Source organism: Dactylosporangium darangshiense, assembly GCF_039537565.1.
GTDB classification, from domain to species: domain Bacteria; phylum Actinomycetota; class Actinomycetes; order Mycobacteriales; family Micromonosporaceae; genus Dactylosporangium; species Dactylosporangium darangshiense.
Window position 1 is genome coordinate 1 of record NZ_BAABAT010000138.1, and the last position, 4,608, is coordinate 4,608.

Annotated in this window: 5 protein-coding genes and 2 pseudogenes; 5 read left to right on the forward strand and 2 right to left on the reverse strand. The window is 65.2% G+C overall.

Features of this window, described 5'->3' with window-relative positions:
- Positions 1-127: 127 nt before the first annotated feature.
- A pseudogene (locus ABD901_RS58095) lies at positions 128-283 on the forward strand (ATP-binding protein); the annotation flags it as partial.
- Between the two features lie 73 nt (positions 284-356).
- Complete coding sequence (locus ABD901_RS58100) at positions 357-566, forward strand: hypothetical protein (RefSeq protein WP_345144882.1); 210 nt, start codon at positions 357-359, stop codon at positions 564-566.
- 66 nt (positions 567-632) lie between these two features.
- Here ABD901_RS58100 and ABD901_RS58105 read toward each other — a convergent pair whose 3' ends face one another.
- Positions 633-1,799 (reverse strand): IS110 family RNA-guided transposase, encoded by a 1,167-nt coding sequence (locus ABD901_RS58105; protein ID WP_345144884.1) that lies wholly within the window; start codon positions 1,797-1,799, stop codon positions 633-635.
- Positions 1,800-2,140: 341 nt separating this feature from the next.
- On the opposite strand from ABD901_RS58105, the gene ABD901_RS58110 reads away from it, so the two are divergent.
- From ABD901_RS58110 to ABD901_RS58120, 3 genes and pseudogenes are all read left to right on the forward strand, one after another.
- Positions 2,141-2,482, forward strand: a complete 342-nt coding sequence (locus tag ABD901_RS58110; RefSeq protein ID WP_345144886.1) for a hypothetical protein — start codon at positions 2,141-2,143, stop codon at positions 2,480-2,482.
- Positions 2,483-2,866: 384 nt separating this feature from the next.
- The gene (locus ABD901_RS58115; RefSeq protein ID WP_345144888.1) at positions 2,867-3,184 is read left to right on the forward strand and encodes a hypothetical protein; all 318 of its coding nucleotides are present in this window, start codon (positions 2,867-2,869) and stop codon (positions 3,182-3,184) included.
- Positions 3,185-3,367: 183 nt separating this feature from the next.
- Positions 3,368-3,463, forward strand: a pseudogene (locus ABD901_RS58120) (IS6 family transposase); the annotation flags it as partial.
- Positions 3,464-4,097: 634 nt separating this feature from the next.
- On the opposite strand, the gene ABD901_RS58125 reads toward ABD901_RS58120, so the two are convergent.
- Positions 4,098-4,433: a hypothetical protein gene (locus ABD901_RS58125; protein ID WP_345144890.1), complete on the reverse strand. Its 336-nt coding sequence runs from the start codon at positions 4,431-4,433 to the stop codon at positions 4,098-4,100.
- Positions 4,434-4,608: the final 175 nt, after the last annotated feature.

Consider the following 4,608-nt stretch of genomic DNA (forward strand, 5'->3'; position numbering starts at 1 on the left):
CCTAACTCAGTAAGGCGGCGCCTAACATATCGACCAACCCCCTGAAGGATCAATAGATCAGACGGGATCGCTTCTGGCCAGGCACAAGGCGCAACCATGCCCCAGCGAACATGAGCCAGCCCCAGATCGATGGGGCGAAACCTTCTCCGACGACGTCGTCGCCGCCGCCATGATCGACCGACTCGTCCACCACGCCGAAGTCCTCACCCTCACCGGCGACTCCTACCGCACCCGCCAACGCCGCGAACTCCTCACCAAAGACAACCGCACCAACCACAACTGACCGGCCGGGAGGGGTCAAAATTCCCGAACCCAAAAGGGGTCAAATTTCAAAAATCGGCGACAGGTGGTACGAGATGGGTGACCCACGCGACATCGATGACTCGAGTCCGTGGTCCGACGCGCCCCTGATGAACAACGCTCAAGGCCCGATCATCTACTTTGCGATGCGATACAGCATGGCTGACGAGGTTTCCGCCGCCTGTGCTCAGATGGCCGCCGAACGTGGACTTGTCTGCTTCGACGTGCAATGGAACCAGCTCCGTCCGGCCGCCGAAGAGTCGTAACAGGCGAAGCTCGTAGCTGCCCGCTTGATCACCTTTCCGCATCTGGTTCCCCTCTTGGCCAAGGGATCATGGCGACTTTGTTTTAGGCTTCTTGGTGGCGGGTCCGGGTTGTGACTTCTCCGAAGAGGCGGCCGTCGGGATCGGGCCGTCCGCGCTGGATTGCAGAGTCGCTCCCGTGTGTCCTCCCGGACCCGTTTCACCGGCTCCGCGTGCCTTGGCGTCGTGCAGCATCTGCTTGTAGACGATGTCGGACAGGTGGCGTTTGAGCGCGCGGAGCGCTTCCATCGTGGTCTTGCCTTCGGCGAGGCGGCGCCGGTAGTAGGCGCGGCCGGGTGTGTCACGGCGGAGCTGGACGATAGCCATGATGTGCAGCGTCCGGTTGATACGCCGGTTGCCGGCGCGGGAGAGCCGGTGGCGGCGTTGGTCGCCGGAGGATGCCTCGAGCGGGGCGGTGCCGTTCCACGAGGCGAAATGCGCCGGAGTACGGAACCGGCGAATGTCAGCGATGTCGCCGATCAGCCGGGCAGCGCCGGACGGGCCGATGCCATGCAGCCCGGTCAGGGTGCTGCCGTGTTCGGTGACGAGCTGGTGGAGTTGCTTGTCGGCTGCCCGGATCTTGGCGTCGATCGTGGTGAGTTCCTCGATGAGTTCCCGGGCGAGGTCGTGGCGGGTGCGGGCGACGATGCCGTCTGGCAGGGGTGTGGTGCGCAGCAGATAGCTGGCCTGGCCGCGGGTGAGGAACTTCTTCGCCCCGCCCGGGATGAGTTGCAGGAGCAGCTGGTGGATGCGGCTGATGAGGTCGGTACGGGCCCGGCCGAGTTCGTCGCGGCGGTCGACCAGCAGGCGCACCACGACGGTGGCATCGTCCAGGCTGACCGGGCGCAGGCCGCGGCTGCGCAGGCCGGCGACTGCGACGCTGTGCGCGTCGACTGGGTCGGTCTTGCGGCCCTGGCCAGTGTCGAACACCCGAACTCGGGCCGACAGTTTCGGTGGCACGTCAAGCACCGATTCGCCGTCAGCGACCAGCCGCTGGGCGATGTGCCGGCCGATGCCGTAGCAGCCTTCAATGGCCCAGATCCGGGCGGGAAAGACACGACCAGCGGTCAGCATCGGCTGGTAGCCATCGGTGTCGGTGCCGAACCGGCCCTGCGTCAAGATCTTCTCTCGTTCGTCGATGGCCTCGATCGTGGCCGACCGCTTGTGCGGATCCATACCGATCACCACACGACCCATGTGCTGGTACCTCCCTGTGGCTGCTCACTTGCTGGATGCCGAACAGGGAGGGCAAAGCTACTTTGAGCTGTACAGACCCCTCTCGAGCCACTCCCCGGGCGGTAGCCGGCGGGCACATGCCAGATGAGAGTCACACCCCAGACTCAGGTGGACAGCCGCAAAAGAGAGCGATCCCACCGGCTACCTCGACCCAGCCTGGCCGGGCACGGGTCGTAGATCCAATTAAAGAAGTAGCCGCGGATCTCGCTTTGCTTGCCTTGGTGCACGCCGATGAGAACGTCGGGAGATGATCGAGTCGGCTAGCGTGCCAGCGGCCGGTCGTGTGGCCGAGGAGGACGGACGTGGGGTACAACCTGCATATCACCCGCGCGGAGCATTGGCTCGACGCGGACGGCGAGCCGATTGGCCGCCAGGAGTGGAATGCTTACGCCAGCGGCCACCCGGCCATGCAGCACGCAGGGTGGATCGAGTGGAAAGATGTCGGACGTGAGGCGGTCTACGACTGGCCTGCCGGATACGAGGACCGCAGCAGCTTGTCGTGGCGCAACGGGGAGGTCACCGTGACCGGCGTCTACACCGACTACATTCCCGGGCTCGTCGCGATTGCCGCAGACCTCGAGGCGAACGTCGTCGGCGACGACGGCGAACGCTACACCAGCGACGGTGTCGTCGATGCAACCTGATCCTTATCCGCAGCCGGCCCGACGATCGCTGTGGCGACCGTACGAGGTGCTGCGACGATCGTGCGCGGGTGCTCGGTGCACGCCATGGTCGGGTGCGCGCTCATGCCGCGATCCGCGCTCTACGCAGCGTGATGGACAGCAGCTGCTCGGCGTGCGGATCTGCCGATGTGCGTGCGCTGCATGGTTCCGGCACCATAGGTTCCGCCATCCTGTCTGGTGCTCACGGGCGCATCACCGCGACGGCCTCCTCGGGCAGCCCTTGGCGGATGAGTAGCTCCGCGAGCCGGGATCGGATCCGGCGGCAGAGAGAGGCCGCGTAAGTCGACAGCCCCTTGGGCTGTTCGAGGCTTGCAGCGGCGATGGCGCAGAGGTACGGTCCACGCCGTGGTCGCCCCTGCCGATGTGCCCACGTGCGGTATCTGTGGCCAGCCAATGGAGGGCAGGCACGCACATCAGGGGCTTGATGGCGTGGCCTCCGAAACCGGCCGACGGATTGAGTACACGGTCGTTGGCGTGCGCGGAGCAACCGCGAACTTCCAAGCAGCCGCGAATCCTTCAAAGGTCTACCGGACCGATGCTGCCGACTTGGCGATGCAGCTTGAGATCGACGCAGCCGACCTGGTCGGCCAGCGTTTTAGCTGCTGGGTAACACCCGCCCAGTATGGCGTCTTTCGAAGCGACTTCCGACGCGTCGAACGCTGACAGACCGGTTCCTGTCCGCACACCAACGTTTGGTGCAATGTCGCCGCGGCTGCGCCGACTCGCCCGTGGTGCGCACATCTGCCGCGATCCGCGCTCTACGTAGCGTGATGGCCCAGCAGTTGCTCGCCGTGCGGATCTGCCGGTGAGTGCGCGCTTGATCTTGTGGGCGTCGACCTCTTCGGCGAGCATCTGCGACGTGGGCACTACGAGCTTGCCATTGATGCCCCGCGCGGGTTGCGTATCGCCACGGCGATCAGCGAACTCGCCGCTGCGATCTGACGTTGGCCGCACAGGCTCGACACGGCCCTGATCGGCGAATGCAACAGCACCCGCGCCGGGGTTCGCGCCGGGCGAATCGGACATTGCTCCCACATGGGCATCTATCGTCGCCACGGACTTGACGAAGTCCCAGCTCATCGAGCTGTGACTTCATGGCAATCAAAATGTCCGTATTGTATGGGTGGGCGATACTGGGATCGAACCAGTGACCTCTTCGGTGTGAACCATGACGCTGCACCGTCGCTCACCTGCGGCAACGCAACGACCTGCCGAGACGGGGGAGCGGTAGGGGGTAGGAGGGAGCGGTTCAGTGCGATTCAGCGCTGTTGGGCGCACCGTGTTGCTCCCGCTTTGCTCCCCGCTCGGTGGATGTGTGGTACGGGGTCGTGTCGGTGGCACATACGCTCGCGATAGCGGGCTGACCGTTCGAGGTCGCCCCGATGGGGTGCAGTGGCCGTGCAGGTGTCAGGTCCGCGGCATGGGAGTTCGTCTCGCTGTGGTCGACTGGCGACGACGACGACGACAGTATGAACCGGTGCGGGCGTCGGGACGTCGAGGTGGAACACACTCATCTGCCGATGTGCGCGTATGTAGCCGGCTCAGAGGCAGCCTTGGCGCACACGATCAACATGGCTCACCGCATCGACGGTGAGCCGGCCAGAGCGGATACGCTGAAGAATTTTGTCGCCGGTGGAAGCGCCAACAGCACCAGCGCGAGCAGCAGGCTGCTCACCAGCAGCAGCACCAGAACCAGATCGGCGGGCTCCCACCACCCAGGCAACATGTGCTGCAGCCGCTGTTGGACAGGGTCATGCGGGGCCGAATCGCCGGCAAGGGAACCACCAGCGTCTACAGTCGGGCAGCAAAGCATGACGCCCCCCAACCACCAAGTCGTCGTTCGGGTCGATCTGAGGCCTCGCAGGTTGGATCTGGCCAGCCCAATCAGCACGCCGGCCGCGGCGATCTGCACGACCGTGAAGCCGTTCCCTTCCCCCTTACATCGTCAGCGCCCTGACCGGACTAGGGCCTGTCTCGTGGATCAGCGCGGCCTAGGATCTCACCAAAGGGTGCCGGCGGTGCGGATGGTGTCGAGCAGGACCCAGACGGCGTAGCTCGCCGTCAGCAGCGCGACGGCCGCCCCGGCG

What these genes read in the sequence shown, in the direction of transcription:
- ABD901_RS58105 (WP_345144884.1), bottom strand. Translation starts at nt 1,799, where the DNA reads ATGGGTCGTGTGGTGATCGGTATGGATCCGCACAAGCGGTCGGCCACG.
- ABD901_RS58100 (WP_345144882.1), top strand. Translation starts at nt 357, where the DNA reads ATGGGTGACCCACGCGACATCGATGACTCGAGTCCGTGGTCCGACGCG.